The organism is Stenotrophomonas sp. S4, assembly GCF_054187805.2.
In genome coordinates this window covers 1,201,667-1,223,194 of sequence record NZ_CM196188.1, presented here as the reverse complement: position 1 = coordinate 1,223,194, position 21,528 = coordinate 1,201,667, and the positions used below count along the sequence as shown (strand labels likewise).

Genomic DNA, 21,528 nt, shown 5'->3' with positions numbered 1-21,528 from the left:
TCAGCGCTTGGCCCTGCCCGGGACCGTCTCGGGCAGGGTCCACAGCACCGGCAGCACCAGCACCGCCACCAGCGCGATCATCGCGCCCGGCGCCGCCGCCCAGCCGCTGCGCTCCACCCACCATTGCGCCAGCCATGGCGTTGCCCCGCCGAAGAAGGCGGTGGCCATGGTCACCCCCAGTGCCAGCCCGCTGACCCGGCCCTCGCCCGGGAATTGTTCGGCCGTGGCCGGCGCAGCAACGGCACTTACCCCACCGGCCACGCAGGCCAGCAGTACCGCAGCCAGCGCGATGCCCAGCGGCGCCGCCTGTGCCATCCAGGCGAACAGGGACAGCGGCAACAGCGCTGCCAGCACCGTCAAGCCCAGCAGCATCGGCCGCCGCCCGACGCGGTCGGACAAGGCACCACACAGCGGCGTGATCGCGATGACCGCCACCGCCGCAATCGTCGACAGCCACAGTGCGTCACCCTCGTCATGACCCTGCGCATGCAGGAATGCCGGCACATAGGTGATGCCGACGTAATAAGTGATCGAGCCCAGCGCCGAGATCGCAAAGGTGCGTGCCACCGCCAGCGGGTGGTTACGCAGTACGTGGCGAAGCGGTGTAGCCGGAATGCTGCCTTCGCGGCGCTGCCGCTCGAACTCCGGCGATTCGTGCATGCCAGAGCGCGCGACTAGAATCACCAGTGCCAGTGCCGCACCGACGAAGAACGGAATACGCCAGCCCCAGCTGTCCAGCTGCGCGGTGGGCAGCAGCGCAACCGTAAGCGCCGAGATCGCCACCGCCAGCAGCGCGCCTACTTCACTGGCGGCCGAGGCCAGCGAGGTCACCAGGCCGCGTCGCCGCACCGGCGCGCTTTCCAGCAGGTACGCCACCACCCCGGTGTACTCGCCGCCCACCGAAAAGGCCATCACGCAGCGCAGTACCAGCAGCAGCACGCCCGCCGTAGTACCTGCCGTGGCCGCAGTCGGTAGCAGCGCAGTGGCCAGCATCGCCGCCGCCATCAAGGCCATCGATGCCAGCAGCATCCAGCGCCGGCCCAAGCGGTCGCCCAGGTGGCCGAAGCACAGCGCGCCCAGCGGGCGCATCAGGTAGGACACCGCGAAGCCGGCCAGGGTGACCAGCATCGCCTCTTTGCCGCCGCCGAAGAACACCCGCGACAACACCGTGGCGAAGTACAGGTACAGGGTGAAGTCGTACCATTCCACCACCGTGGACAGGCCCGCCACCCACATCGAGCGCTGCCGCGCTGCGGTCATTGCGTATTCGCCTTCAACAGCCTCGATCCCGGTTGCGCAGGTTCCGCGCAGCGTGGCATGGACGGGGTGAAATACCGGTCATCGGCTGTCCGCTGCCTGCATGTACTGGGTTTCATGGCCGGTGAAACGTTCGCCGTCAAAGCCGAAGCAGAAGCGCCCCTCCTCGAACACGCGGTAGACCAGCAATGCGCCATCGAGGCAGAACTGCGGCTGGTCCACGCTCGTTTCCAATGTCCCGTAGCCGGTGGTATCTCCGCCTTTCCCTGCTGACCCGGTGAAGGCATCGAACGGCAATGGCGTCGCCCTGCCCGTGCGGGTATCGACCAGCACCAGCGTGCGCTGGAAGTACTCGGGACGATCATCGACCTGCACCAGCAGATAGTGCTGGTTGAAATTGGGTTTCTGCTGCTGGAGGGCATCTTCGATGGCGGCGCGGTGCTGCGCATCGCAGAAATCGACCGGGCTGTAGCGGTAGCTGCAACCGTCGTGGTCGTAGGGCAGGTCCATGCCGGAATAGCGGATGCTTCCCTCGCTGTCCACGTCGTGGCCCAGTTCCGGGGTGCTGCACAGCAGCCACGAACGCTGCGTATCCTCCGGGTCGGCCAGCAGCTTCGGCTCGCGGCCCGCTTCGTAAGCCGCGCCCCCCGGGAAGTCCTGCCCCAGGTGCTGGCGGGCGATTGAACGCGCCTTCTCCAACGGCAAAGCAATCCTGGCCCCACGGAACGAGACGAACGTCATCGTCGGCAGGATCACCTCCTCCACCGGCAGCCCCTTCCACAGCCCCTGCACGCAGAACGTGGCGATCTCGTTCTCCTCGTCCTCCTTGCAGGGCTTTGGCGCGTTCGCAGCCAACCAGGGGTGGGCCGGATGCCCGGTCTGCTGATCGATGTACCAGCCATCCAGCGCGCAGGTCGGCAAGGCATCCAGCAGCGGGGAAAGATCGGTGGCGGCCGTTGGCGCGACAACCGGCGTGTCTGCATTGGGTGCCTCGGGCGGAAGCTCAGGCGTGCGCTGGCAGGCCGCCAGCAGCAGCGCGGCGATCAGCAGTGCAGCGTGGCGTGGGCGCCGGATTGAATGATGCGTTCCCTGCATTGCGTGGTGCTCCCTGGTTTCAACACTCGCTGCAGATGATCGCCGATCCCGGGGCGGTGCTGGAATGCCGTAGATCCACGCCATGCGTGGATGCTCTGACCGCGCCCGTTACCCCGGCAGCTGCAGCTCCGCCCGCAAGCCGCCGCCCTCGCGGTTGTGCAGCCGCAGTGAGCCGCCCAGCGACTGCGCAAGCTGCACCGCGATGGCCAGGCCCAGGCCGGTGCCGCCGGTATCGCGGTTGCGCGAGCTTTCCAGCCGATGGAACGGCGCCAGCACCGCCTGCAGCTGGTGCTCGGGAATGCCCGGGCCACGGTCGGAAATGCTGATCCATACCCTGCCGGCCTCATCGCGGCCCGCCCCGATCTCGGCGGCGCCGGCGTAGCGCACTGCGTTGTCGACCAGATTGCCGACCACCCGTCGCAGCGGCTGCGGCCAGGTCTGCACGATCAGTCCAGCGGGCGCAGCACCACTGACCGGCTTGCCCATGTCCTCGTAGTCGCCGACCACGCTGGCCAGGAACGCACCCAGGTCCATCGCCACTGGCGCGCCACTGGCGACGTGGCTGCTGCGCGCATAGGCCACGCCTTCACGCACCAGTTGCCCAAGGTGGTCGAGGTCGGCCAGCAGTCGCTGCTGGGTGCTGTCTTCAGGCAGGGTCTCCACCCGAAGCTTCATGCGCGTGATGGGGGTCTGCAGATCGTGCGAGATCGCTGCGAGGATCTGCAGGCGCTCGCTGACATGGCCACGAATGCGTGCCTGCAGCGCGTTGAGTGCAGCCGCCGCACCGCCTACTTCCGCAGGGCCATCTTCAGGCAGTGCCGGCCCGTCCTTGCCCGGCTGCAGCTGTTCCACCGCATGCGACAGCTGCTGCAGCGGGCGCATGGCCAGGCGCACCGCCAGCCATGCGCACACCAGCAACAGCGCCAGCTGCACCAGCAGCACGGCGGGCAGCCAGCGCGCCAGCGGCAGGCCCGACGGAGTGACTTCAATGGTCAACGGTGTGCCGTCATGCAGGCGCAGTTCCACCTCGAACCGCTCCGGCAGGCGAGCCACCTGGCGCGCCTGCAACGGATAGCGGTGCTGCAGGCTGTCGTCGATGATCGCCGTAACCTGGCGTGCACGATCGGTCTGCAGTCCCGGCCCGGCCGCAGCCGGGCGCAGCAGGTAACGGTAGGTGCGCCGCTCCAGCCGCGGCACCCAGGCATCGCGCTGGTCCGCGGGCAGGTGTTCCAGCAGCGCGACACTCACGGCCACGTCTTCATCGAGGTTGCGCAGCATCATGCTGCGGGTGGACTGGTAGCGTTCGAAGAACAGCAGACCGAAGGACAGGGCGTGGGCCAGCGCCAGTCCGCCCAGCAACAGCAGCAGCAGCCGCGCCGACAGCGTGCGCGGCCAACGTGGACGGCGTGCGGTGGTGTTCATTCGTCCGGCCCCAGCAACTGCACCGGCACGCTGAACACATAGCCTTCGCTGCGCACGGTCTTGATGTAGGTCGGCTCGCGTGCGTCGTCACCCAGGCGCTGCCGCACGCGGCTGACCAGCAGATCGATCGAGCGGTCGAACAGTTCGGCATCGCGGCCCTGGGTCAGGCTGAGCAGCTGGTCACGGCTGAGCACCCGATTGGCGTGATCGAGGAACACGCGCAACAGGCGGAACTCGGCACCACTGAGCGGATACGCGGTGTCCTGTGCATCCAGCAGATGGCGCGCGGTGGTATCCAGGCGCCAGGCACCGAAGGCCAGTTGGCGACCGGCTTCGCTCACCTGCAGGTTCGGCGGCAGCATCCGGGTGCGACGGATCACCGCATTGATGCGTGCCAGCAGTTCGCGGGAAGAGAACGGCTTGGTCACGTAGTCGTCGGCGCCCATTTCCAGGCCGATGATGCGGTCGGTCTCGTCGTCGCGTGCGGTCAGCAGCACCACCGGCACCGCACGATGCTTGCCGGCACGCAGGTTGCGGCACAGGCTCAGGCCGTCTTCGCCCGGCATCATCACGTCCAGCACCACCAGGTCCACCGCGTGGGTATCCATCAGTGCGCGCATGGCCCGGCCACCGTCGGCCTGGCTCACGCGCAGGCCGTTGCGTTGCAGGTAGTCGGCCAGCATCTGGCGGATCTCACTGTCATCGTCGACGACAAGGATGTGCGGTACAGGGTTCATTGCGTTCTCGATGAAGGCAGGGGGACAGCGCCGCGCGGCGCGGCCATGGTAGCGCGGCTCAGGGGGTGGCCAGCAGGCGCTGGATCTCGCTTTCGGTACGTGCGTAGTCGCCCTCACCGTAATGGCGGTAGACCACCCGCCCCTGCCGGTCGAGCAGGTACAGCGCGGGCCAGAAGCGGTTGCCCCAGGCGTTCCAGATCCGGTACTGGTTGTCCTGCACCACTGGCCAGGTGATATCCAACCGTGCGATGGCCCTGCGCACGTTGCCGGGCAGCCCTTCATAGGCGAACTCCGGCGTATGCACGCCGATCACCTTCAGGCCTTGCGATGCGTACCGTGCATGCCACTGGTGGACATACGGCGCCACGTTGAGGCAGTTGCTGCAGGTGTAGGTCCAGAACTCGACCAGCACCACCTGCCCCCGCAACTGCTTCAGTGTGAGCGGGGGGCTGTTGTGCCAGGGCCCGCCACCGTCGAACCCCGCCATCGGTGCTGCGTCGAGCGGCTGCGCGCCGGCATCCGCGCCGGGCCATGCCAGCGACAACGCCGCTCCACCCAACAGGCCCAGCAACAGCGGCAGTGCATACCCTCGCAGGGTGGCCATCGCTCAGCCCCCCTGCTCGGCCAGCGGCAGTTCGGCGGGCTTCACGCCTGCCGCTTCCAGGATGCTGTCGGCCACCTGCGCAGGATGCGAAAGCAGCGACACATGGCTGCTGCCGATCGATTGCAGCTGCGCGCCAATGCGCTTTGCGGTGGCGGCCTGCAGCTGCGGCGACAGCATGCGATCGTCACGGCTGAGCACGTACCAGCTCGGCTTGCTGCGCCACGCCGCAACGTTCACCACCTCGCCCAGCGCGCTGGCCTTCAGCGGGACCTGGGTGCTGTACAGCAGCGCAGCCGACTTCTTCATCACGTCCGGCGCGAAGTCCTGGGCGATCGCATCGGCCGGCAATGTCAGGTAGCCATCCCTCTCCTGCAGGCGGGCCAGGCCCGGACCGACCGGGAAACCTTCGCCTTGTTGCGCCGAAGACTGCCCTGCATCCGGTGCGAAGGCCGCCACGTACACCAGCGCCTGCACCTTCGGGTCATTGCCCGCCTCGGTGATGACCGTACCGCCCCAGCTGTGGCCGACCAGCACCACCTTGCCGGGTGCAGCGGCAATCGCACGACGGGTGGCGGCAACATCGTCGGCCAGTGAGGTGAGCGGATTCTGCACGGCCACCGCCGGCAGCTTCCAGTCATGCAGGGTACTGATGACCTTGCTCCAGCTGGAGCCATCGGCGAACGCGCCGTGCACCAGGATGACGGTGGGCGGTGCAGCGGTATCGGCCTGGCTGGCGAAGGCGGGGGCCGCGGCGCCGGCAAGGGCGAGAGTAGCGGCAAGCAACGAGGTACGGATCATGGGTGGCACTCCGGTGTTGGGAGTGGCCATTTCCGCCTGCCGGTGTATCACCGCTGTTTCTCCGCGGCCCAGAGTTGTACCGGACTGTAGGGCGCAGGCGGGTTTCTACAGTGGGATACATTCGGCCGCCGGGCCCGGCCGGGCGCTACCGGGTGGATATCGCTGCCCGCACGCGGGCGCGCAACGCCCCGATGTGCCTCGACACATCGTCTTTGTATCTGACTGTACGAAACCCCGGCCTCGGCCACAGTCGCTGACAAAACCCCGGGCAACGGCACACGTTGCCGATACCTGCGCCGCCTGAAATGGCCTCCATCGACCACTGGCCCGCAGGACACCACCATGATCAGCACCGCCTCTTCCGTGTATACCCCCCGCCTGGACGCCGTCGGCCGCTGGCTCTCGCCATTGGCGCTGCGCACCCTGCTGGCCTGGGAGTTCTTTGAATCCGGCCGCGAGAAGCTGGGCGGCCAGAACTGGTTCGCCGACCTGGAAGGCCGCTTCCCGTTCCCGTTCTCCACCCTGCCCGCGTCGTTGAACTGGCAGCTTGCCACCTGGCTGGAACTGGTGGGTGCGGTGATGCTGCTGCTCGGCCTGGCCACGCGCTCAGTGGCCTACGTCTTCTGGGTGTTGACCTTGGTCGCCATCGCCGCCGTGCACTGGCCCGACCAATGGAACGGCCTGGGCGAACTCTGGCAGGGCTATGCGATCACCGACCAGGGCTACGGCAACTTCAAGCTGCCGCTGCTGTTCCTGGCCATGCTGCTGCCACTGATCCTCAACGGCGGTGGCGCACTCAGCGTCGACCGTCTGCTGGCCGGCTCGCAGCACGCCCCCGTTGGCAATGACGGCTTGGGTTGGGGCGTCAGCCTGATCGCCCTGCTGCTGCCGGTTGCCTCGCTGCTGCCCGGCATCGGCTTCGGCGGCGCCCTGCTCGGCGGTGTGCTGCTGGTGGGTTACGTACTGCGCCGTCGCCGCAACGCCTGATCCGCTTCGCCCCTTCACCGCGCTTCTACCCTTCGTTTCCGTCGCTTTCAAGCGGCGTCCATCCCGCACGCCCCGCGTGCTTTCCCAAGGAGTCACCACCATGTCCGTCTCGACCAAGAACACCCCTTCCTCCCGCCTGCCGCGCATCGGTGCCATCGGCATCGCCCTGGCCGGTGGCCTGCTGCTGGCCGGCCAGGCCGCAGCGATCCAGCCACTGGCGATCAGTGCCGTGGCCATGAGCGCTGCCGCCGAAGGCAAGTGCGGTGAAGGCAAGTGCGGGGCCAACAAGACCGCCACCGGCAAGCCCGCCGGCAAGGCCAAGGTGGCCGAGGGCCAGTGTGGCGAAGGCAAGTGCGGCGACGCCTCGTTTGCCCGCACCGACCGCGACCACGATGGCCGGGTCTCGCGTGCCGAGTTCAACGCCGTGGCCGCCAAGCGTGCCGCCGAGTTCGACCGCATCGACACCGACCACGACGGCTACATCAGCGAGCAGGAAGCACACGACTACCTGCGCAGCGTCTACACCGCCAACGGCAAGCCGATGCCGAAGGGCCTGTTCTCCCGCGTCGCCGATTGATCGACGTTCAAGCGGCGCCGCCTCCGAGGCGGCGCCCTCTCCCTGGAGCATCCGTCATGACCCTGCCCCTGCCTTCCAATGCCGCCGGTCTTGGCCTGCGCCGTGGCCTGATCGACGAACTGCTGGCCATGCCGGCCGGTGCCATCGACTTCCTCGAAGTTTCGCCCGACAACTGGATCGGCGTCGGCGGTGCACACGGTGCAGCGCTGCGCAGGTTGAGCGAACGCCACCCCCTGACCTGCCATGGCCTGTCCCTGTCGCTGGGCGGTCCTGATCCACTGGACCGCACCCTGCTGGCCCAGACGCGCGCCTTCCTCGACCTGCACCAGGTGCAGCTGTACAGCGAACACCTGAGCTACTGCGCTGCCGGTGGCCACGTCTACGACCTGCTGCCGCTGCCGTTCACCGCCGAGGCCGTGCATCACGTCGCCGGCCGCATCGCCCAGGTGCAGGACATGCTGGGCCGACGCATCGCCGTGGAGAACATTTCCTACTACGCCGTTGCCGGTGCCGAAATGAGCGAGATCGATTTCATCAATGCCGTGCTCGCCGAGGCGGACTGCGACCTGCTGCTGGATGTCAACAACGTCTTCGTCAATGCCTGCAACAACGGCTACGACGCGTTCGAATTCCTGGCCCGCGTGCCGGCCCAGCGGGTCGCCTCGCTGCATGTGGCGGGCCACTTCGATGAAGACGATGGCTTCAAGATCGACACCCACGGTGCGCCGGTGAAAGGCGTGGTCTGGGCACTGTTGCGCGAGGCCTATGCGCGGGTGGGCGTGCGTCCCACCCTGCTCGAACGCGACTTCAACTTCCCGCCACTGGCCGAGTTGCTGGCCGAGGTCGCGCAGATCCGCCAGGCACAGGCCGAGGCACATTGGCCCGAGGTGGCCCATGGCTGAGTCGCTGGCCACCCTGCAACGGCGTTGGGCCGACCATGTGCGCGACCCATCAATGGCCGCGCCCGATGGCGTCGAGGCGCGCCGACTGGCGGTGTACCGCCGCCTGTGCATCGACAGCCTGGACACCTTGCTGGCTGGCACCCTGCCACGCCTGCAACACCAGTTGGGCACGCCGCGCTGGCGCGACACCGTGGAGCACTACTACGCCAGCCATACCTGCCGCACCCCGTTGTTCCCACAGATCGCTGGCGAATTCGCGGCCTGGCTGGCGATGCAGGACGCGCTGGCACTGCCGGCCTGGGCAGCGGAACTGGCGCACTACGAGAGCACGCAGCAGTCGCTGCACATTGAAGCGCGCGCCGCCGGGCGTTCGCTGCACCGCGTTCCGGTGGACAGTGATGTGCTGGCGGTCTCGCCGCTGGTGCGGGTGCTTGGCTACCAGTGGCCGGTCCATGTGGACGAGGTGCTGGAGCCGGTGCTGGATGCAGCTCCTGTGCTGCTGATGATGCGCCGCATGCCTGAATTCAGCCTGCAGGTCGAGGAACTGTCACCGCTGGCCTACGCGCTGCTTTCGGTCTTCGGTGACGACGGCGCGCCTGTGGATGAGGCACTGCAGGCGCTGTCCGAAACACATGACGTGGCACCGGACGCATTGCGTGCGGCCTGCATTCCCGTGCTGCGCGAACTCTGCACGGCCGGCGTTCTGGTTGCGTCGACCGATCCCGGAGAATGCCGGCCAGCGGCCGGCACTACCCCTTCTCCATTCTTCGAGGCCTGACCATGACTGTTTCCAACACGTCCTTCCTGAGCGGCTGGCGCCTGTTCGTAGCCATCGGCGTGGTCCTGATCGCGTTCGCGCTGGGCGCGTTCGCCCTGCATGCCGATGTGGCCGAGGGCAGCCGAGCTGCGATCCGGGTCACTGCACGCACATCGTTCCTGCTGTTCCTGGCGGCATTCACGGCATCCTCCTTCGCCACCCTGCTGCCCGGTCCGTTCACTCGTTTCCTCCTGCGCGAACGGCGCATCATCGGCCTGTCCTTCGCGTTCTCGCACCTGCTGCACGCAGTCGCCATCACCAGTTTCGGCATCCTCAACCCGGCGTTCTGGCCAGCACGCTCAGCGCTGGCCAACCTCCCGGGCACGGTGGGCTACCTCGCCATCCTGGCGCTGTCCATCACCTCGCACCGGGGGCTAGCCCGGCGCATGGGACCCATCGCCTGGCGTCGCCTGCACGTGACCGGCATGTGGATCATCGCAGCGGTGTTCACCTACTCGTACTTCAAGCGTGTGCCAGGCAACTTCTGGTATGCGGTGCCGTCGGCGCTGCTGTTCACCGCCTTCGTGGTGCGCTGGATCGCCAAGCAGGCGCAAGCGCTGCGTCGAGGTGCGCATGCGCGGCCTCCGCTGCGGGCGGCCTGACGGGCCGGGGTCAGATCCCTTTGCCAAAGGCGAAGGGATCTGACCTCATCATGCCGTCCCCATCAGCCGTCACGTGTGGCGCGATAGGCAGCGTAGGCGTCGAGGATCTTCTGCAGCCGCGCGCGCTGTTTGATCCCCATGGGGACCCGTTGCACGCGCTTCAGCAGCGTCTTCCACATGTATCCGGATCGGAAGAAATACGGCCGCACTTCGAGAAAGGTCAGCGCGACATCCAGCGTATCTGGATCGTGTTCGGCCAGCCGTTTCAACGCGTTGGCATAGCCTCCCGGAAACGCCAGCCGCTCGTAGTGCTGGTGGAACTCGGCACAGGCCGCAGCGTGCCGTTCCCGCTCCTCCGGCCCACGCCAGCGCGCACTGGCACTCTCGTGGATGGCCTGCTGCAGCCGGTTGATCTCGTCAGCATTGGCACGGATCAGGCGCTCCATCGGGGCGCGGGGATGGGCCATGGTTCCTTCCATGTGGTTTGTCGGGTGCCAGATCCCTTTCCCCCAGGGGAAAGGGATCTGACCCCGCCTAAGGTCACGGCGCGCGGCGCAATGTTACCAAGGTGATCTCCGACGGCACGCCGATGCGCGCCGGGAAACCGGCCCAGAGGCCCGCACCGTTGCCCACGTACAGCGTCATCCCATCCACGTCGTAGCGCCCGGACACAAAACCGCCATTGGCTCGCTTCACCAGCTGGTCCATGCCGATGATCTGCCCGCCGTGGGTATGCCCGGACAGCTGCAGCTTCACCCCACGCGCCGCCGCCTCCCGTGCATTGCGCGGGCGATGATCGAGCAGGATCACCGGCGCGGACGGATCGGTACCGGCCAGTGCAGCATCCAGATCCGGCAGCGGCAGGCCGTAGCGTGCGGCCACCGGATCGGTGACACCGGCGATGGTCAGCGCCGCATCGCCGCGCCGCACCTGCATGTGGCTGTTCTCCAGCACCTGCATGTGCAGCGCGCGGAACGCCTGCATCCACGCCTGGTACTGCGCGTAGTACTCGTGGTTGCCGGTGATGGCGACGACGCCGTCCGGCGCCCGCAGGTCCGCGAGTGGACGCGCGTCGTCACGGCGGGCCTCGACACTGCCGTCGATCAGGTCGCCGGTGATCACGATCAGGTCCGGCGTCAGTGCGTTGCTCTCATCCACCACCTTGCGCACCCAGTCGCCGGTGAGCAGGCGACTGGCATGGATGTCGGTCAGCTGCAGCACGCGATAGCCGTCGAACGCGGCCGGCAATCCGGCGATGCTCACCTCGATCTGCCGGGGCTTGGGCACCGCCATGCCCTGGCTGACACCATAGCCACTGACCAGCAGTGCCAGCACGCCGGCCACCGGTCGCAGACGGCGCGTGCGCATTGCGGCTACCGCGCGTGGCCAGCGCAACAGGCGCGACAGCAGCAGGCCGGCGTCCAGCACCAGCATCACCAGCGCCAGCAGCAACACCGCGGTGGAGCCGGTGGCCAGCGTGGCGATGGCCAGCTTGGGGATCTCGGGCGACGCCGTCGTACCCCAGAAGGTGGCGACGATGCGCAACTGCACGGCAACGGCCACCAGCAGCAGCGACAGCACGACCTTCAATGCGGCGGGCATGCGCAGCGGCCAGAACAGGCGCCAGGCCACATACAGGCCCATCAACAAACCGATCGTACTCAGCACTGCAACCATCCTGGAAAGAAAACGGGCCGGCCATGGTGACGGTTGCCGGCCGTGTTGTGTAGAGCCGGGCACGTGCCCGGCTGCTCAGGAAGCAGTCGAGCATGGCTCGACTCTACAGAACCCCAATCGCGCGGGGCTCGACTCTACAGATGGCCCAGGCGTTCCACCCGCAGGCGGGCAATGCGGCGCTTCTCCATCGCCAATACGGTGATGCGCACGCCGGCCACCTCCACCGCATCGCCAATGTCCGGCAGCCGACCCAGCTGCTCCAGCACCAGGCCGGAGATGGTCATGTAGTCGGCACTGCGCGGCAGCGATATGCCGGCCAGCCGCTGCAGGTCGTCCAGGGTCAGCGCACCGTCGGCCTCCCACTGCTCCTCACCCTGCGCGACCACGCCATAGCGCTCGTCCTGGGTATCGACCAGGTCGCCGGCAATCGCCGCCAGCAGGTCGTTGGCGGTCACCAGGCCTTCCACGCTGCCGTACTCGTCCACGGCCACCGCCAGCGGCACCGGATGCTGGCGGATCAGCTCCAGCGCCTGCAGCGCACTGGCACTGGACAGCACGTACTGCGGCTCACGCAGGTTGCCTTCCAGCTGTAGTGGCTTGCCCTGCAGCAGGTCGGCCAGCAGGTCGCGGCTCTGCACCACGCCACGCAGGCTGTCCAGGTCACCGTCGCCCACCAGCAGGCGGGTGTGCGGCGACGCCACCAGGCGGGCCACCACATCCTCCTGGCCCCGCGCCAGGTCGATCCACTGCACATCGGCACGCACGGTCATCACGCTCGACACCGGCCGATCGGCCAGGCCCAGCACGCTGCGGATCATCTCGTGCTCGGCCGGCTGCAGGCGTTCTTCGGCGTCCACCGGCTCGTCCACGCCTTCGTCGGCGTGGCCGTTGGCCGGGCGCGCGCCCAGCATGCGCAGCACGGCATCGGCGGTACGCTGGCGGAATGGCTGGCGGCGCTCGTTGCGCTCGCGATTGAAGCGCACCCACTGGTTGAACGCCTCGACCAGGATCGAGAAGGCGATCGCCGCGTACAGGTAGCCCTTCGGGATCTTGTAGCCCAGGCCTTCGGCCACCAGGCTGAAACCGATCATCAGCAGGAAGCCCAGGCACAGCACCACCACCGTGGGATGCTTGTTGACGAAGCGGGTCAGCGGCTTGCTGGCCACCAGCATCAGCGCCATCGCGATGGTCACCGCGGCGTACATCACGCCCAGGTTGTCGACCATGCCGACCGCGGTGATCACCGAGTCAAGCGAGAACACCGCGTCGAGCACCACGATCTGTGCCACCACCATCGCGAAGCTGGCATAGACCTTCTTGCCATCCTCGTGATGCTCGCGGCCTTCCAGCCGTTCGTGCAGCTCCATGGTGCCCTTGAACAGCAGGAACAGGCCGCCGCCCAGCAGGATCAGGTCACGCCCGGAGAAGCTGTGGCCGAACAAGGTGACCAGCGGCTCGGTCAGTTTCATGATCCAGGCCAGCGCCGCCAGCAGCACCAGCCGCATCAGCAGCGCCAGCGCCAGGCCGATCACCCGAGCGCGGTCGCGCTGGTGCGGCGGCAGCTTGTCGGCAAGGATCGCGATGAACACCAGGTTGTCGATGCCGAGAACGATCTCCAGCACGACCAGGGTTGCAAGGCCCATCCATATCGAGGGGTCAGCCAACCATTCCATTTCAGGTCCGTTTCGTCAGTAGGTAAGGGAAAAGAGCAATCATTCAGTCTGCGTCCTGCAGCTGCGCCGGGTCATGCCCGAGCAGGTCGCCGGGCGTGCACTGCAGCTCGCGGCAGATCGCATCCAGCGTGGAAAAGCGGATGGCGCGCGCCTTGCCGGTCTTCAGGATCGACAGGTTCGCCAGGGTGATGTCGATGCGCCCGGCCAGCTCGGACAGGGTCATGCCCCGTTCCTGCAGCATGCGGTCGAGGGTGATGACGATCGCCATCAGCGCGTGCCCATCAGATCAGACCATCCAGGTCATCGCGCATCGCTGCGCCCACGGCGAACACGCGTGCCAGCACGAACAGCATCAGCACTGCCACCAGCCCGGTGATCGACATGCCGCCGCCGACCTCCATCCAGGTGAAGTCCGGGCCCATCCATGCCGCATAGGCACCGATCAGGATCGACAGCAGCTCCATCGCCAGCATCAGCCACGCCATGCGTTGCAGGCGTTGTGCATTGGCGTGGGTGAACGGCCGCTCGCGCGCCGCCGACTTCAGCAGCCGCAGCAGATGGCGCAGGAACAGCAGGCACAGCATCAGCAGCGCGACGATCGCGCCCAGGCCCAGGCAGAAGTGCAGGAACAGGTCGTTGCCGTGCGCGGCGGCGGCATCGGCGTCGTGGACGCTGTCGAGCAGCCAGCGGCGGTCGTGAGCGACCAGTGGCACGGCCAGCAGTGCGGCCAGGATGCCCAGCCAGCACATCGCCCGGACGGCCTGTACGGCGGCCTGGGCCAGGGTGAACAAGCCTCGCGCGGGTCTGGCGCGGGCGGGACGAGCGGTCAAGCGGCCTCCGGCATTGGGGTGGCCTCGCCGCCCCGGGTGGATTTATCGATAAACGATATACCACATCCTGCGTGAAAGGCTGAATCGCGGGCATGGGTCACCGGCTGGGCTCCGGGCCCACAGGCGTTACCGGGTGGGTGCCGCAGGTTCCAGCATCGCTTCACCCGGCGTCACCGAAGCCATCGCCTGTACGCCGGCCTCGGCCGCCTGCCGCGTGACCAGCCGGAAGCGCGCCTGCAGCCTGGCCTGGCCGGGCGTGGCCCAGCCGTACTGGATCGCCACCTGGTCGGCCGACAACGGCCCACGGCCCGGCAGCGAGCGCGCCTGCAACGGCTTCGGCGCCGCCTGCACCAGCCGTGCGAAGCCCTTCTGCACCACCGCTGCATCGGCCTTCTCCGCATACACCGTGCAGGTTCCATCGTCGGCCCAGCTGACCGCATAGCGGCCGCTGGCCAACGGCACCATCCAGGCCACGCCTGCCTGCCCCTGCAGCAACGTTGCCGCCTCGGCCGGCTGCAGCGGTGCCAGCCCGTTGGTTTCCATCAACGACTGCAGGCGCGCCGGCGCACCGATGTGCTGCATGCAGGCGGTATCGAACAGCTCGCTGAAGGGATCCTGCGCCGGGGCCTTGGCCTTGGGAGTACGCGCGGGTTGCGCCACCGCCAGGGTGGGCAGCAGGGCCAGGATCAGCCAGAAGGCAGGGCGCATTGGAACTCCACGGTACGGAAAACAGCAGGGAGGATGGCAAAGCCCGGGCGCGGCGCGCAACGGGCGGCGCAACGGGCCATGGCTTGACAGCTGGCGCGGGGCGGAGGAGTATCAATTAACGAATTAGTTAATTAGCTAGCCATGGACCGTATCTTCGAAGCCCTCGCCTCCACCGCCCGCCGGCAGATCCTGGCCTATCTCAGCGCCGGCGAGCTCAGCGCGGGAGAGCTGGCCGGGCGCTTCGATTTCAGCAAGCCGGCGCTGTCCAGCCACCTGCGCATCCTTGAGGAAGCCGGCCTGATCGAACGCGAGAAGCGCGGCCAGTTCGTGTACTTCCGGCAGGTGCCCGACCGCCTGGCCAACACGTTGTTTTCCTGGGCGGCCGAAGTCTGTCCGGTCGGCGGCCCGCTGAAGCGCGAAGCACGCGCCCGCCGCAAGTCCCCTGCCCGCTGAACCACCCCGCCAAGGAGCATGACCATGCCTGGTTCGACCCGCGACCGCCGTTCGTTTCCAGGGGTGCAGCTTCCAGCGCTGGAGGGCGGCAGCCCCACCGAAGTCACCTTGATCGCGCAGCTCGGCATCGGTGCCGGTGATGCGCTGGTGACCGACGCCAGCCAGCGCCAGCGCCACCACCCGGCCTTCATCGATGCACTGGACGAGCCTTCCGCGCGCCTTGGCGGCATGCACCTGCAGCAGGGCGACGCCTCCTCGCTGTACAGCTTCACCGTCGGCGCCGGCGGCCATCCCTTCCATCGGCATGCCGGGCCGCGCATGTTCACCGCCATCGCCGGCAGCGCCGGCGCCGAACTGCGCTTTGCCACCGCGTCCGACGCGCAGCTGGCGCGCGATCCCGCTGCCTTCGCACGCACGCTGCGGCGCATCCGCATTCCACCAGACTGCCTGTTCACCGTGCGCTTCGGCGGCGGCACCTGGCACCAGTTCGCATCGAACCATCGCGCACATCCTGCGCTGTTCGCGTTGTCCTGCCACAGCAATGAGCTGGCCGGGGCGATGGATGAGCAGGCCCGTGCACAGGTTCAACGCAATGCCGCCGATATCCCCAGCCTGACCGAGGTATTGCCGGAAGCGCACTGGCCTTCGGCCGCAAGCCTCGCCGCCTCCCCCCTGCTGCAGTTGTCGCTGCAGGCCGCACCTCCCAGCCTGTGCGCCCACCTGTGCGCGCATACCCGCGCTCTGTTGGGCCCGCTGCGGAGGATTTCATTGCGGCGCTTGCGCGGCTTCGTCGAACGCGCCACGCCGGCCTATCCCGTCCACTCGCAGGCCGCCGCCAGCGATGGGCTGCTGCCCGCTGCACTGCCACACAGCCACTACCAGGACCAGACCACCCTGCGCCTGGACAGCACGCAGGTCACCCATCACGCCGCGTCGGCGCTGCTGGCCGATGTGCTGGAAGGCTTCCTGCGCAATCCACCTGCCGGCGTGGGCCACCTGATGGCGCTGCGCAACCGCCTGGTGGCGCCGTTGCGGTTGCGCACGTCGCCACTCGGCTGCCCGGTATCGTCGCTGCTGTCGACCGACCGCAGCCGCTTGTTCGCCGGCCGCTACCCGGTGCTGGACGCGCACATCGATGACGGGGACACCTGCGCCGAAGTGCTGCTCGGCGCCGATGATCGCCACCTGCGCTTCCGCAGCAGCGTGCGCGTGCAACGCTGTGCCGATGGCCACATCGAGATCAGCCTCGGCACACGCGTGCAGACCCGCAATGCGTTCGGCCGCCTGTACATGGCGCTGATCGATGCCGCGCACCGGCACTACGTCGCGCCGGCACTGCTGCGCCGCGCGGTCGAACATGCGCTGGCGCCGGAACTGGGCGATCTCGATGACTGGGCGGAATACTCCGCGTACAGATGATGCCGGCCCGTGGCCGGCACCACCTGCCAGGTCAGCTCACAGGTGCTGCTTGAAGAAGGGAACGACCGCTGACAGGGCCTCGCGCACCGGCTCCGGCTTGTCGTACAGGTCGTAATGCGACCAGCCTTCCACCACCTTCAACTGCTTGTGCTTCGACGCCGCACGACCATGGATCTCCAGGCCATCGCGGTAGGCGCCAAAGCCACCCGGCTTGTCACCGATCACCACCAGCAACGGTTGGGTCAGCAGGACTTCAGCCAGGTGGAAGGCATCCCAGCCCACCGCTGCACCGCGATGCGAGAACAACGCACTGACCACGCCGTTGGGCTGCGGCTCGCGCGTGCGGTAATAGTCCGTGGCCTCCAGCACGTCGATATCGGTGATGCCGGCGGCGCGCCCCTGTTCCACCGAAGGCGGCAGGAACAGGTCCACTCGGGCCTCGCCGCCGCGCATCTCGGCGGTGCGCTGGGCAGCGATGGCCTCCAGCGTGCCGATCGGATCGAAACCGCCAAAGCCCTCACGACTGAGCCGGCCGAAGTTGACACCGGTGATGCTGGTGACCGCCTTGATGCGTCGCTCGGTCATGGTGGCGTTGATCGCGTAGCCACCACCGCCACAGATGCCCAGTACGCCGATGCGTTCGGCGTCCACGTATGGCAGGGTGACCAGATGGTCGACCACGCGGCGTACATCCTCCACGCGCTGGGTCGGGTCTTCGACCCGCCGCGGCTCGCCGCCGCTGGCGCCCTGGAAGCTGGCGTCATAGGCGATCACCACGTAGCCCTCGCGAGCCAGGGCCTCACCGTAGATGTTGCCGGCGGTCTGCTCCTTGCAGCTGCCGATCGGATGCATGCTGATGATCGCGGGATAGACCCGGTTGCGGTCGAAGTCCGGCGGGAAATGCAGGTCGGCGGCGATCGGCCAGGCCATGTCCGGATTCTGGATGTTGATGGTTTCCATGCTGCGGCTCCTCGGTAGCGGCGGGAGGCGACGGGTGTCGCCGTTGCATGCACGATAGACCCGGGATTGGGACCGAAAAAGCGGCCAATCACAACCAAAGTAGTAAGCTGCAATTACCAAAGAGCGACAGCCTGTGCCGCCATCTTCTCCCGCCCTCCTGCCGACCGAGCCCCATGAGCGCCCCCAGCCCGATCAACCCGGCCCTGCTGCCCCAGCTGGCCTGGTTTGCCCACATCGCCCACCACCGCAGCTTCACCAAAGCGGCCGTTGAGATGGGGGTCTCGCGCCCGGCGTTGTCGCAGAGCCTGAAGACCCTGGAGAAACAGCTGGGGTTACGCCTGCTGCACCGGACCACCCGTGACATGTCGCTCACCGAGGAAGGCCAGCGCCTGTTCGACGCACTGCGGCCATCGCTGAGCACCATCGAAACCGCAGTACGCGACCTGCGCGCCAGCCATGACGCTCCGTCCGGCCTGCTGCGCATCAACACCGCGCGCCTGACTGCCAGGACGCTGATCGAACCGCATCTACCGGAGTTCTTCGCGCGCTACCCCGAGCTGCGCATCGAGCTGGTGATGGACGACGGCCTGTCCAGCATCGTTGCCGACGGCTGTGACGCCGGCATCCGCCTTGGCGAGCGGTTGGCCGAAGGCATGATCGCCGTGCCGGTCACGCCGATGCTGGAAATGGTGGTGGTCGCCTCGCCGGCCTACCTGGCCCGCCATGGCACGCCCACCACGCCCGCCGACCTGGCCGCCCACGAGTGCCTGGGCTACCGGCAGACCGGCAGCGGCGGGGTCTATGCCTGGGAATTCAGCACGCCGGGCCAGCCCGGTCACGACTTTGAAGTGGAACCGCGCGGACGCTATGTCACCAACGACGATGAGGGCATGATCCGCGCCGCGCTGCAGGGATTGGGCGTGATGCAGCATATCGATCTGTCACTGCAGCCGATGCTGGCCGATGGGCGCCTGGTCCGCCTGATGCCGGCGTGGTCGTCACCGTTCCCCGGCTTCTACCTGTACGTGCCTTCGCGCGAGCAGATGCCACCGCGCGTGCGCGCCCTGATGGAGTTCCTGATCGAGAAGCGCGAAGGCGTCGCCAAGGCGCTCGGCCGCACGGTACAGGCCCCGGCCACGGGCAGCTAGGCGTCAGCGCGGGTAGCGATACACCAGATCATCGGCATCACTGCGCACGGCGTGATCGTCCAGCACGCCGCCCAGCCGCTGTGCAACGGCCTGCGACGCCTGGTTGTCCGGTGCCATGTAGCTGACCAGGGTCGGCAGCTGCGCCACCACGAAGGCCCAGTCGCGCAGCGCGCCGGCCGCTTCGGTAGCGAAGCCCTTCCCTTCGTGGCCGTCATACAGCAGCCAGCCCAGTTCCTTTTCCGGGAACAGCGGGCCGTGGTTGATCCCGACCTGGCCGATGCAGGCACCGGTATCGGCACGCTCGATCATCAATGCACCATGACCGAACAGATGCCAGCTGGCCAGGTCGTGGCAGAACTGGCCCCACGCCGCCACCTCACCGAACGGCCCCCCCATGCCACGCGCGCGCGGCGACGCCAGGAACGCGGCATAGACGTTGAAGTCGTCCAGCTGCTGCGGGCGCAGCCGCAGGCGCGCGGTATGCAGGGTGGGAATCTCGAGCATGCCGGGCAGCGACTCAGTACACGGCCAGGTGACCGCAGCCACGACGCTGCGGCTGCCCTTCCATCGTCACCTGCACGCTGGCCAGGGTGTCCACACCTTCGGCATTGCGGCACGACTCGCGCTTGATCTCGACGATGGCCGGCTGCCTGCCAAGCTCGCCGTTGAGCACGATCAGCGAGCTGGGTGCGTCGGCCGGTTGGCCGGGATAGCGCAGCGTGCCCTTGTGGGTACGACCTTCGGCACTGAGGCTGGCATCGTGATTGCCCTGTCCAGTGGACGTGATCTCGATGCGCCACCCGGCGCCGCCACCGGTGAAGGCAGGCACCGGGCTCACGCCGGCAGCGATGGAGGGATGACGCGGTTCATCGGCAACGGTCTTCGGTGCAGGAGTCGCACAGCCGGCCAGCAGGCCAGTGAGCAGCACGGCGACGGCAATGGGTCGCATGGTCATGATGGGCTCCAGCAGCGGGCGGGCGTCCAGTCTAGGGGCCCCCACGTGCGCCGGTGATGAACGTCGTGCGTCAGCGCGCGATGCGACCACCGCCGGCCACGCGCACGCGATCGCGGCCCTGCGCCTTGGCCTGGTACATGGCCGCATCCGCAGCGCGCAGCAACGTGCGCCAGCCCAGCGCGTCGGTGCCGCCCTCGGCCACACCGAAGCTGGCGGTGACCCGCAGCACCTTGCCACCGACCAGGGCGATGTCCAGCCGCTGCAGCGCCACCCGCAGCGACTCGGCCAGCTGGCGGCCACCGGCCAGATCACCGTCGGCCAGCAACACGAGAAACTCCTCGCCACCATAGCGGGCAATGCTGTCGCTGCGGCGCAGGTGGCGCTGCAGCAGCTGCGCCACCTGCACCAGCACCTCGTCGCCGGCATCATGCCCGTGGCCATCGTTGATCGCCTTGAAGCGGTCCACGTCCAGCAGGATCACCACCGCGCTGTTGCCGCCGTCGGCATGACGTTGCTGCACCATCTCGTCCAGCGCGCGCCGGTTCAACAGCCCGGTCAGCTCATCGGTGCCGGCCAGCTGGCGCAGCTCGCTGGTCAACGCCGAGCGCTCGCGCGACTTCTCGCGCAGCACTTCGATGGCATCGAACAGGCGCTGCATCTCGGCCAGCGGATGGGTCACATGCTGCTCCGGGCCCGGCGCTTCCGAGGCGATCTGGATGACCTGCTTCTGCGCCTGCAGCAGCGGCCGCAGGATCTGAAGATGTGCGATGCGCAGCGCCACGCCCAGCACCACCAGCGTGCCCAGCACCGTCGCCACCAGCACCACCAGGCGCGTCGCTTCGCGGTTGCGGGTGCGCTCGAAACGGGCGATGGACACGCTCAGGTAGCCATCGCGCAGCGCTTCCAGCGACTGCAGGGTCGGCACGTAGCGCGTGGTGAACTCGGCGGCGGTCCACGGCGGTGGCACGCCGCGCCGGCCATCTTCGATCAACTGTTCGATCATCGGCAGCGATTCGCCGAAGAACTGCCGGCGTGCCATGTCCCAATGCCAGGACAGCGCCGGATCACTGCGGAACACCGCTTCATGGCTGCCCGCCAGCCGCCACAGCTCCAGCAGGCGGCCTTCGGTCTGCAATGCCGCCCGCACCTGTTCGTCGCGCCATGCCCCCGGTACCGCCACCGGTGCCATCACGTTCGAGGCCAGGCGGCCGCCATGCTCGCGCAGGTCGATCAGCACCTGGCCCTGCATCGCCGGAATCGCCGCTTCGCGGTCGGCGCTGACCAGCACGTTGATCTGCGCCGAGGTCAGCACGTGCAGGCGATCGACCACGGCGAACATGCTGCTGATCGCGCGCTCCACGTCCTCCACCCGGCGCGCGCCATGCGGCTGCGCCGCCACCCGGTCCACGGCGGCCCGCGCCGATTGCAGGCGGCGTTGCGCATCGGCCAGCAGCCCATGTTCGTCGACCACGCCCGGGTCGGCGTTGAACACGGTGTCCAGGCGTTGCAGGGCGGTATCGACCCGCTGGCGCGCGACCGCCAGCTGCGCTGCCAACCGGGCCTGTTCGGCCGCATCGGCGGTGTTGGACCCGAGCAGGCTGTTGGCGGGGCCGCGCTCGGCCGACACCAGGTTGGCCAGGTCGAAGGTCTGCCGCAGCTGGCGCAGGCTGACCAGGTTGTCCTCGGCGGCAGTGAAGCGCAGCGTGCCCTGCACCAGCGCGATGGCCATCAACGGCAGCGTACAGACTACGAACAGCCCGGCCAGGATCCAGACCCAGGTCCGCAATCCGATGGGCGACGCCTTGCGGGCCATGCACATTTCCCCTGTCGTGCAGAACACTGTAGCGGCCGCCTACACAGGCGCCAAGCCGCCACCGGACCAACCGTTGCCGTGGGTATACCGCGCC

Annotated in this window: 24 protein-coding genes; 8 read left to right on the top strand and 16 right to left on the bottom strand. The window is 67.9% G+C overall.

Annotation, left to right across the window (positions count from 1 at the left end; all coding sequences use genetic code 11):
* From ACUZUJ_RS05645 to ACUZUJ_RS05620, 6 genes are all read right to left on the bottom strand, one after another.
* Nucleotides 1-1,260 (bottom strand): MFS transporter, encoded by a 1,260-nt coding sequence (locus ACUZUJ_RS05645; protein ID WP_458220375.1) that lies wholly within the window; start codon nucleotides 1,258-1,260, stop codon nucleotides 1-3.
* Nucleotides 1,261-1,338: 78 nt separating this feature from the next.
* A complete protein-coding gene (locus tag ACUZUJ_RS05640; protein ID WP_458220374.1) occupies nucleotides 1,339-2,352 on the bottom strand; it encodes a hypothetical protein in 1,014 nt (337 codons plus the stop codon).
* Between the two features lie 108 nt (nucleotides 2,353-2,460).
* Complete coding sequence (locus ACUZUJ_RS05635; RefSeq protein ID WP_458220373.1) at nucleotides 2,461-3,774, bottom strand: sensor histidine kinase; 1,314 nt, start codon at nucleotides 3,772-3,774, stop codon at nucleotides 2,461-2,463.
* Complete coding sequence (locus tag ACUZUJ_RS05630) at nucleotides 3,771-4,511, bottom strand: response regulator (protein ID WP_049443785.1); 741 nt, start codon at nucleotides 4,509-4,511, stop codon at nucleotides 3,771-3,773. Before ACUZUJ_RS05630 ends, ACUZUJ_RS05635 begins: the two co-directional genes overlap by 4 nt.
* Before the next feature lie 58 nt (nucleotides 4,512-4,569).
* A complete protein-coding gene (locus ACUZUJ_RS05625) occupies nucleotides 4,570-5,115 on the bottom strand; it encodes a redoxin family protein (protein WP_458220372.1) in 546 nt (181 codons plus the stop codon).
* A 3-nt stretch (nucleotides 5,116-5,118) separates the two neighbouring features.
* Entirely contained in the window at nucleotides 5,119-5,913 is a 795-nt protein-coding gene (locus ACUZUJ_RS05620; protein ID WP_458220371.1) for an alpha/beta fold hydrolase, read from the bottom strand.
* Between the two features lie 342 nt (nucleotides 5,914-6,255).
* On the opposite strand from ACUZUJ_RS05620, the gene ACUZUJ_RS05615 reads away from it, so the two are divergent.
* The 5 genes from ACUZUJ_RS05615 (at nucleotide 6,256) to ACUZUJ_RS05595 (ending at nucleotide 9,798) form a co-directional block, all read left to right on the top strand.
* Complete coding sequence (locus ACUZUJ_RS05615) at nucleotides 6,256-6,900, top strand: HvfX family Cu-binding RiPP maturation protein (RefSeq protein ID WP_101765096.1); 645 nt, start codon at nucleotides 6,256-6,258, stop codon at nucleotides 6,898-6,900.
* A gap of 100 nt (nucleotides 6,901-7,000) precedes the next feature.
* Entirely contained in the window at nucleotides 7,001-7,477 is a 477-nt protein-coding gene (locus ACUZUJ_RS05610) for an HvfA family oxazolone/thioamide-modified RiPP metallophore (RefSeq protein ID WP_049443792.1), read from the top strand.
* Between the two features lie 56 nt (nucleotides 7,478-7,533).
* Complete coding sequence (locus ACUZUJ_RS05605; RefSeq protein WP_101765095.1) at nucleotides 7,534-8,379, top strand: HvfB family MNIO-type RiPP peptide maturase; 846 nt, start codon at nucleotides 7,534-7,536, stop codon at nucleotides 8,377-8,379.
* Nucleotides 8,372-9,157, top strand: a complete 786-nt coding sequence (locus ACUZUJ_RS05600; protein WP_049443797.1) for an HvfC family RiPP maturation protein — start codon at nucleotides 8,372-8,374, stop codon at nucleotides 9,155-9,157. Before ACUZUJ_RS05605 ends, ACUZUJ_RS05600 begins: the two co-directional genes overlap by 8 nt.
* Nucleotides 9,158-9,159: 2 nt before the next feature.
* Entirely contained in the window at nucleotides 9,160-9,798 is a 639-nt protein-coding gene (locus ACUZUJ_RS05595) for a hypothetical protein (protein ID WP_458220370.1), read from the top strand.
* A 62-nt stretch (nucleotides 9,799-9,860) separates the two neighbouring features.
* Here the strand turns inward: ACUZUJ_RS05595 and ACUZUJ_RS05590 are convergent, their stop codons facing one another.
* From ACUZUJ_RS05590 to ACUZUJ_RS05565, 6 genes are all read right to left on the bottom strand, one after another.
* Complete coding sequence (locus ACUZUJ_RS05590; RefSeq protein ID WP_101765093.1) at nucleotides 9,861-10,265, bottom strand: hypothetical protein; 405 nt, start codon at nucleotides 10,263-10,265, stop codon at nucleotides 9,861-9,863.
* A 73-nt stretch (nucleotides 10,266-10,338) separates the two neighbouring features.
* A complete protein-coding gene (locus ACUZUJ_RS05585) occupies nucleotides 10,339-11,475 on the bottom strand; it encodes a metallophosphoesterase (protein ID WP_197622025.1) in 1,137 nt (378 codons plus the stop codon).
* Nucleotides 11,476-11,609: 134 nt separating this feature from the next.
* The gene (locus ACUZUJ_RS05580) at nucleotides 11,610-13,148 is read right to left on the bottom strand and encodes a TerC family protein (protein WP_458220369.1); all 1,539 of its coding nucleotides are present in this window, start codon (nucleotides 13,146-13,148) and stop codon (nucleotides 11,610-11,612) included.
* A 43-nt stretch (nucleotides 13,149-13,191) separates the two neighbouring features.
* Complete coding sequence (locus ACUZUJ_RS05575; RefSeq protein ID WP_101765090.1) at nucleotides 13,192-13,416, bottom strand: helix-turn-helix domain-containing protein; 225 nt, start codon at nucleotides 13,414-13,416, stop codon at nucleotides 13,192-13,194.
* 13 nt (nucleotides 13,417-13,429) lie between these two features.
* The gene (locus ACUZUJ_RS05570) at nucleotides 13,430-13,897 is read right to left on the bottom strand and encodes a DUF2975 domain-containing protein (RefSeq protein WP_458220392.1); all 468 of its coding nucleotides are present in this window, start codon (nucleotides 13,895-13,897) and stop codon (nucleotides 13,430-13,432) included.
* A gap of 207 nt (nucleotides 13,898-14,104) precedes the next feature.
* Nucleotides 14,105-14,686, bottom strand: a complete 582-nt coding sequence (locus ACUZUJ_RS05565) for an NMCC_0638 family (lipo)protein (protein ID WP_049443807.1) — start codon at nucleotides 14,684-14,686, stop codon at nucleotides 14,105-14,107.
* A gap of 141 nt (nucleotides 14,687-14,827) precedes the next feature.
* Between ACUZUJ_RS05565 and ACUZUJ_RS05560 the strand changes: the two genes are divergently transcribed.
* The gene (locus ACUZUJ_RS05560) at nucleotides 14,828-15,139 is read left to right on the top strand and encodes a metalloregulator ArsR/SmtB family transcription factor (protein ID WP_006423919.1); all 312 of its coding nucleotides are present in this window, start codon (nucleotides 14,828-14,830) and stop codon (nucleotides 15,137-15,139) included.
* A 24-nt stretch (nucleotides 15,140-15,163) separates the two neighbouring features.
* On the top strand, nucleotides 15,164-16,558 hold the full coding sequence (locus ACUZUJ_RS05555; RefSeq protein WP_049443810.1) for a DUF2867 domain-containing protein: 1,395 nt from the start codon (nucleotides 15,164-15,166) through the stop codon (nucleotides 16,556-16,558).
* 36 nt (nucleotides 16,559-16,594) lie between these two features.
* Here ACUZUJ_RS05555 and ACUZUJ_RS05550 read toward each other — a convergent pair whose 3' ends face one another.
* The gene (locus tag ACUZUJ_RS05550) at nucleotides 16,595-17,518 is read right to left on the bottom strand and encodes an alpha/beta hydrolase (protein ID WP_032127632.1); all 924 of its coding nucleotides are present in this window, start codon (nucleotides 17,516-17,518) and stop codon (nucleotides 16,595-16,597) included.
* Between the two features lie 173 nt (nucleotides 17,519-17,691).
* On the opposite strand from ACUZUJ_RS05550, the gene ACUZUJ_RS05545 reads away from it, so the two are divergent.
* Complete coding sequence (locus ACUZUJ_RS05545; RefSeq protein WP_458220368.1) at nucleotides 17,692-18,666, top strand: LysR family transcriptional regulator; 975 nt, start codon at nucleotides 17,692-17,694, stop codon at nucleotides 18,664-18,666.
* Between the two features lie 3 nt (nucleotides 18,667-18,669).
* On the opposite strand, the gene ACUZUJ_RS05540 is transcribed toward ACUZUJ_RS05545, so the two are convergent.
* The 3 genes from ACUZUJ_RS05540 to ACUZUJ_RS05530 all read right to left on the bottom strand — a co-directional run bounded on the left by ACUZUJ_RS05540 (nucleotide 18,670) and on the right by ACUZUJ_RS05530 (nucleotide 21,434).
* Entirely contained in the window at nucleotides 18,670-19,170 is a 501-nt protein-coding gene (locus ACUZUJ_RS05540) for a GNAT family N-acetyltransferase (protein WP_101765088.1), read from the bottom strand.
* A 13-nt stretch (nucleotides 19,171-19,183) separates the two neighbouring features.
* On the bottom strand, nucleotides 19,184-19,621 hold the full coding sequence (locus ACUZUJ_RS05535; protein WP_049443817.1) for a hypothetical protein: 438 nt from the start codon (nucleotides 19,619-19,621) through the stop codon (nucleotides 19,184-19,186).
* Nucleotides 19,622-19,691: 70 nt separating this feature from the next.
* Complete coding sequence (locus tag ACUZUJ_RS05530) at nucleotides 19,692-21,434, bottom strand: GGDEF domain-containing protein (RefSeq protein WP_049443818.1); 1,743 nt, start codon at nucleotides 21,432-21,434, stop codon at nucleotides 19,692-19,694.
* Nucleotides 21,435-21,528: the final 94 nt, after the last annotated feature.

Coding starts and splice junctions, on each gene's coding strand:
- ACUZUJ_RS05645 (WP_458220375.1), bottom strand. CDS start 1,260: ATGACCGCAGCGCGGCAGCGCTCGATGTGGGTGGCGGGCCTGTCCACG.
- ACUZUJ_RS05640 (WP_458220374.1), bottom strand. CDS start 2,352: ATGCAGGGAACGCATCATTCAATCCGGCGCCCACGCCACGCTGCACTG.
- ACUZUJ_RS05635 (WP_458220373.1), bottom strand. CDS start 3,774: ATGAACACCACCGCACGCCGTCCACGTTGGCCGCGCACGCTGTCGGCG.
- ACUZUJ_RS05630 (WP_049443785.1), bottom strand. CDS start 4,511: ATGAACCCTGTACCGCACATCCTTGTCGTCGACGATGACAGTGAGATC.
- ACUZUJ_RS05625 (WP_458220372.1), bottom strand. CDS start 5,115: ATGGCCACCCTGCGAGGGTATGCACTGCCGCTGTTGCTGGGCCTGTTG.
- ACUZUJ_RS05620 (WP_458220371.1), bottom strand. CDS start 5,913: ATGATCCGTACCTCGTTGCTTGCCGCTACTCTCGCCCTTGCCGGCGCC.
- ACUZUJ_RS05615 (WP_101765096.1), top strand. CDS start 6,256: ATGATCAGCACCGCCTCTTCCGTGTATACCCCCCGCCTGGACGCCGTC.
- ACUZUJ_RS05610 (WP_049443792.1), top strand. CDS start 7,001: ATGTCCGTCTCGACCAAGAACACCCCTTCCTCCCGCCTGCCGCGCATC.
- ACUZUJ_RS05605 (WP_101765095.1), top strand. CDS start 7,534: ATGACCCTGCCCCTGCCTTCCAATGCCGCCGGTCTTGGCCTGCGCCGT.
- ACUZUJ_RS05600 (WP_049443797.1), top strand. CDS start 8,372: ATGGCTGAGTCGCTGGCCACCCTGCAACGGCGTTGGGCCGACCATGTG.
- ACUZUJ_RS05595 (WP_458220370.1), top strand. CDS start 9,160: ATGACTGTTTCCAACACGTCCTTCCTGAGCGGCTGGCGCCTGTTCGTA.
- ACUZUJ_RS05590 (WP_101765093.1), bottom strand. CDS start 10,265: ATGGCCCATCCCCGCGCCCCGATGGAGCGCCTGATCCGTGCCAATGCT.
- ACUZUJ_RS05585 (WP_197622025.1), bottom strand. CDS start 11,475: ATGGTTGCAGTGCTGAGTACGATCGGTTTGTTGATGGGCCTGTATGTG.
- ACUZUJ_RS05580 (WP_458220369.1), bottom strand. CDS start 13,148: ATGGAATGGTTGGCTGACCCCTCGATATGGATGGGCCTTGCAACCCTG.
- ACUZUJ_RS05575 (WP_101765090.1), bottom strand. CDS start 13,416: ATGGCGATCGTCATCACCCTCGACCGCATGCTGCAGGAACGGGGCATG.
- ACUZUJ_RS05570 (WP_458220392.1), bottom strand. CDS start 13,897: ATGTGCTGGCTGGGCATCCTGGCCGCACTGCTGGCCGTGCCACTGGTC.
- ACUZUJ_RS05565 (WP_049443807.1), bottom strand. CDS start 14,686: ATGCGCCCTGCCTTCTGGCTGATCCTGGCCCTGCTGCCCACCCTGGCG.
- ACUZUJ_RS05560 (WP_006423919.1), top strand. CDS start 14,828: ATGGACCGTATCTTCGAAGCCCTCGCCTCCACCGCCCGCCGGCAGATC.
- ACUZUJ_RS05555 (WP_049443810.1), top strand. CDS start 15,164: ATGCCTGGTTCGACCCGCGACCGCCGTTCGTTTCCAGGGGTGCAGCTT.
- ACUZUJ_RS05550 (WP_032127632.1), bottom strand. CDS start 17,518: ATGGAAACCATCAACATCCAGAATCCGGACATGGCCTGGCCGATCGCC.
- ACUZUJ_RS05545 (WP_458220368.1), top strand. CDS start 17,692: ATGAGCGCCCCCAGCCCGATCAACCCGGCCCTGCTGCCCCAGCTGGCC.
- ACUZUJ_RS05540 (WP_101765088.1), bottom strand. CDS start 19,170: ATGCTCGAGATTCCCACCCTGCATACCGCGCGCCTGCGGCTGCGCCCG.
- ACUZUJ_RS05535 (WP_049443817.1), bottom strand. CDS start 19,621: ATGACCATGCGACCCATTGCCGTCGCCGTGCTGCTCACTGGCCTGCTG.
- ACUZUJ_RS05530 (WP_049443818.1), bottom strand. CDS start 21,434: ATGGCCCGCAAGGCGTCGCCCATCGGATTGCGGACCTGGGTCTGGATC.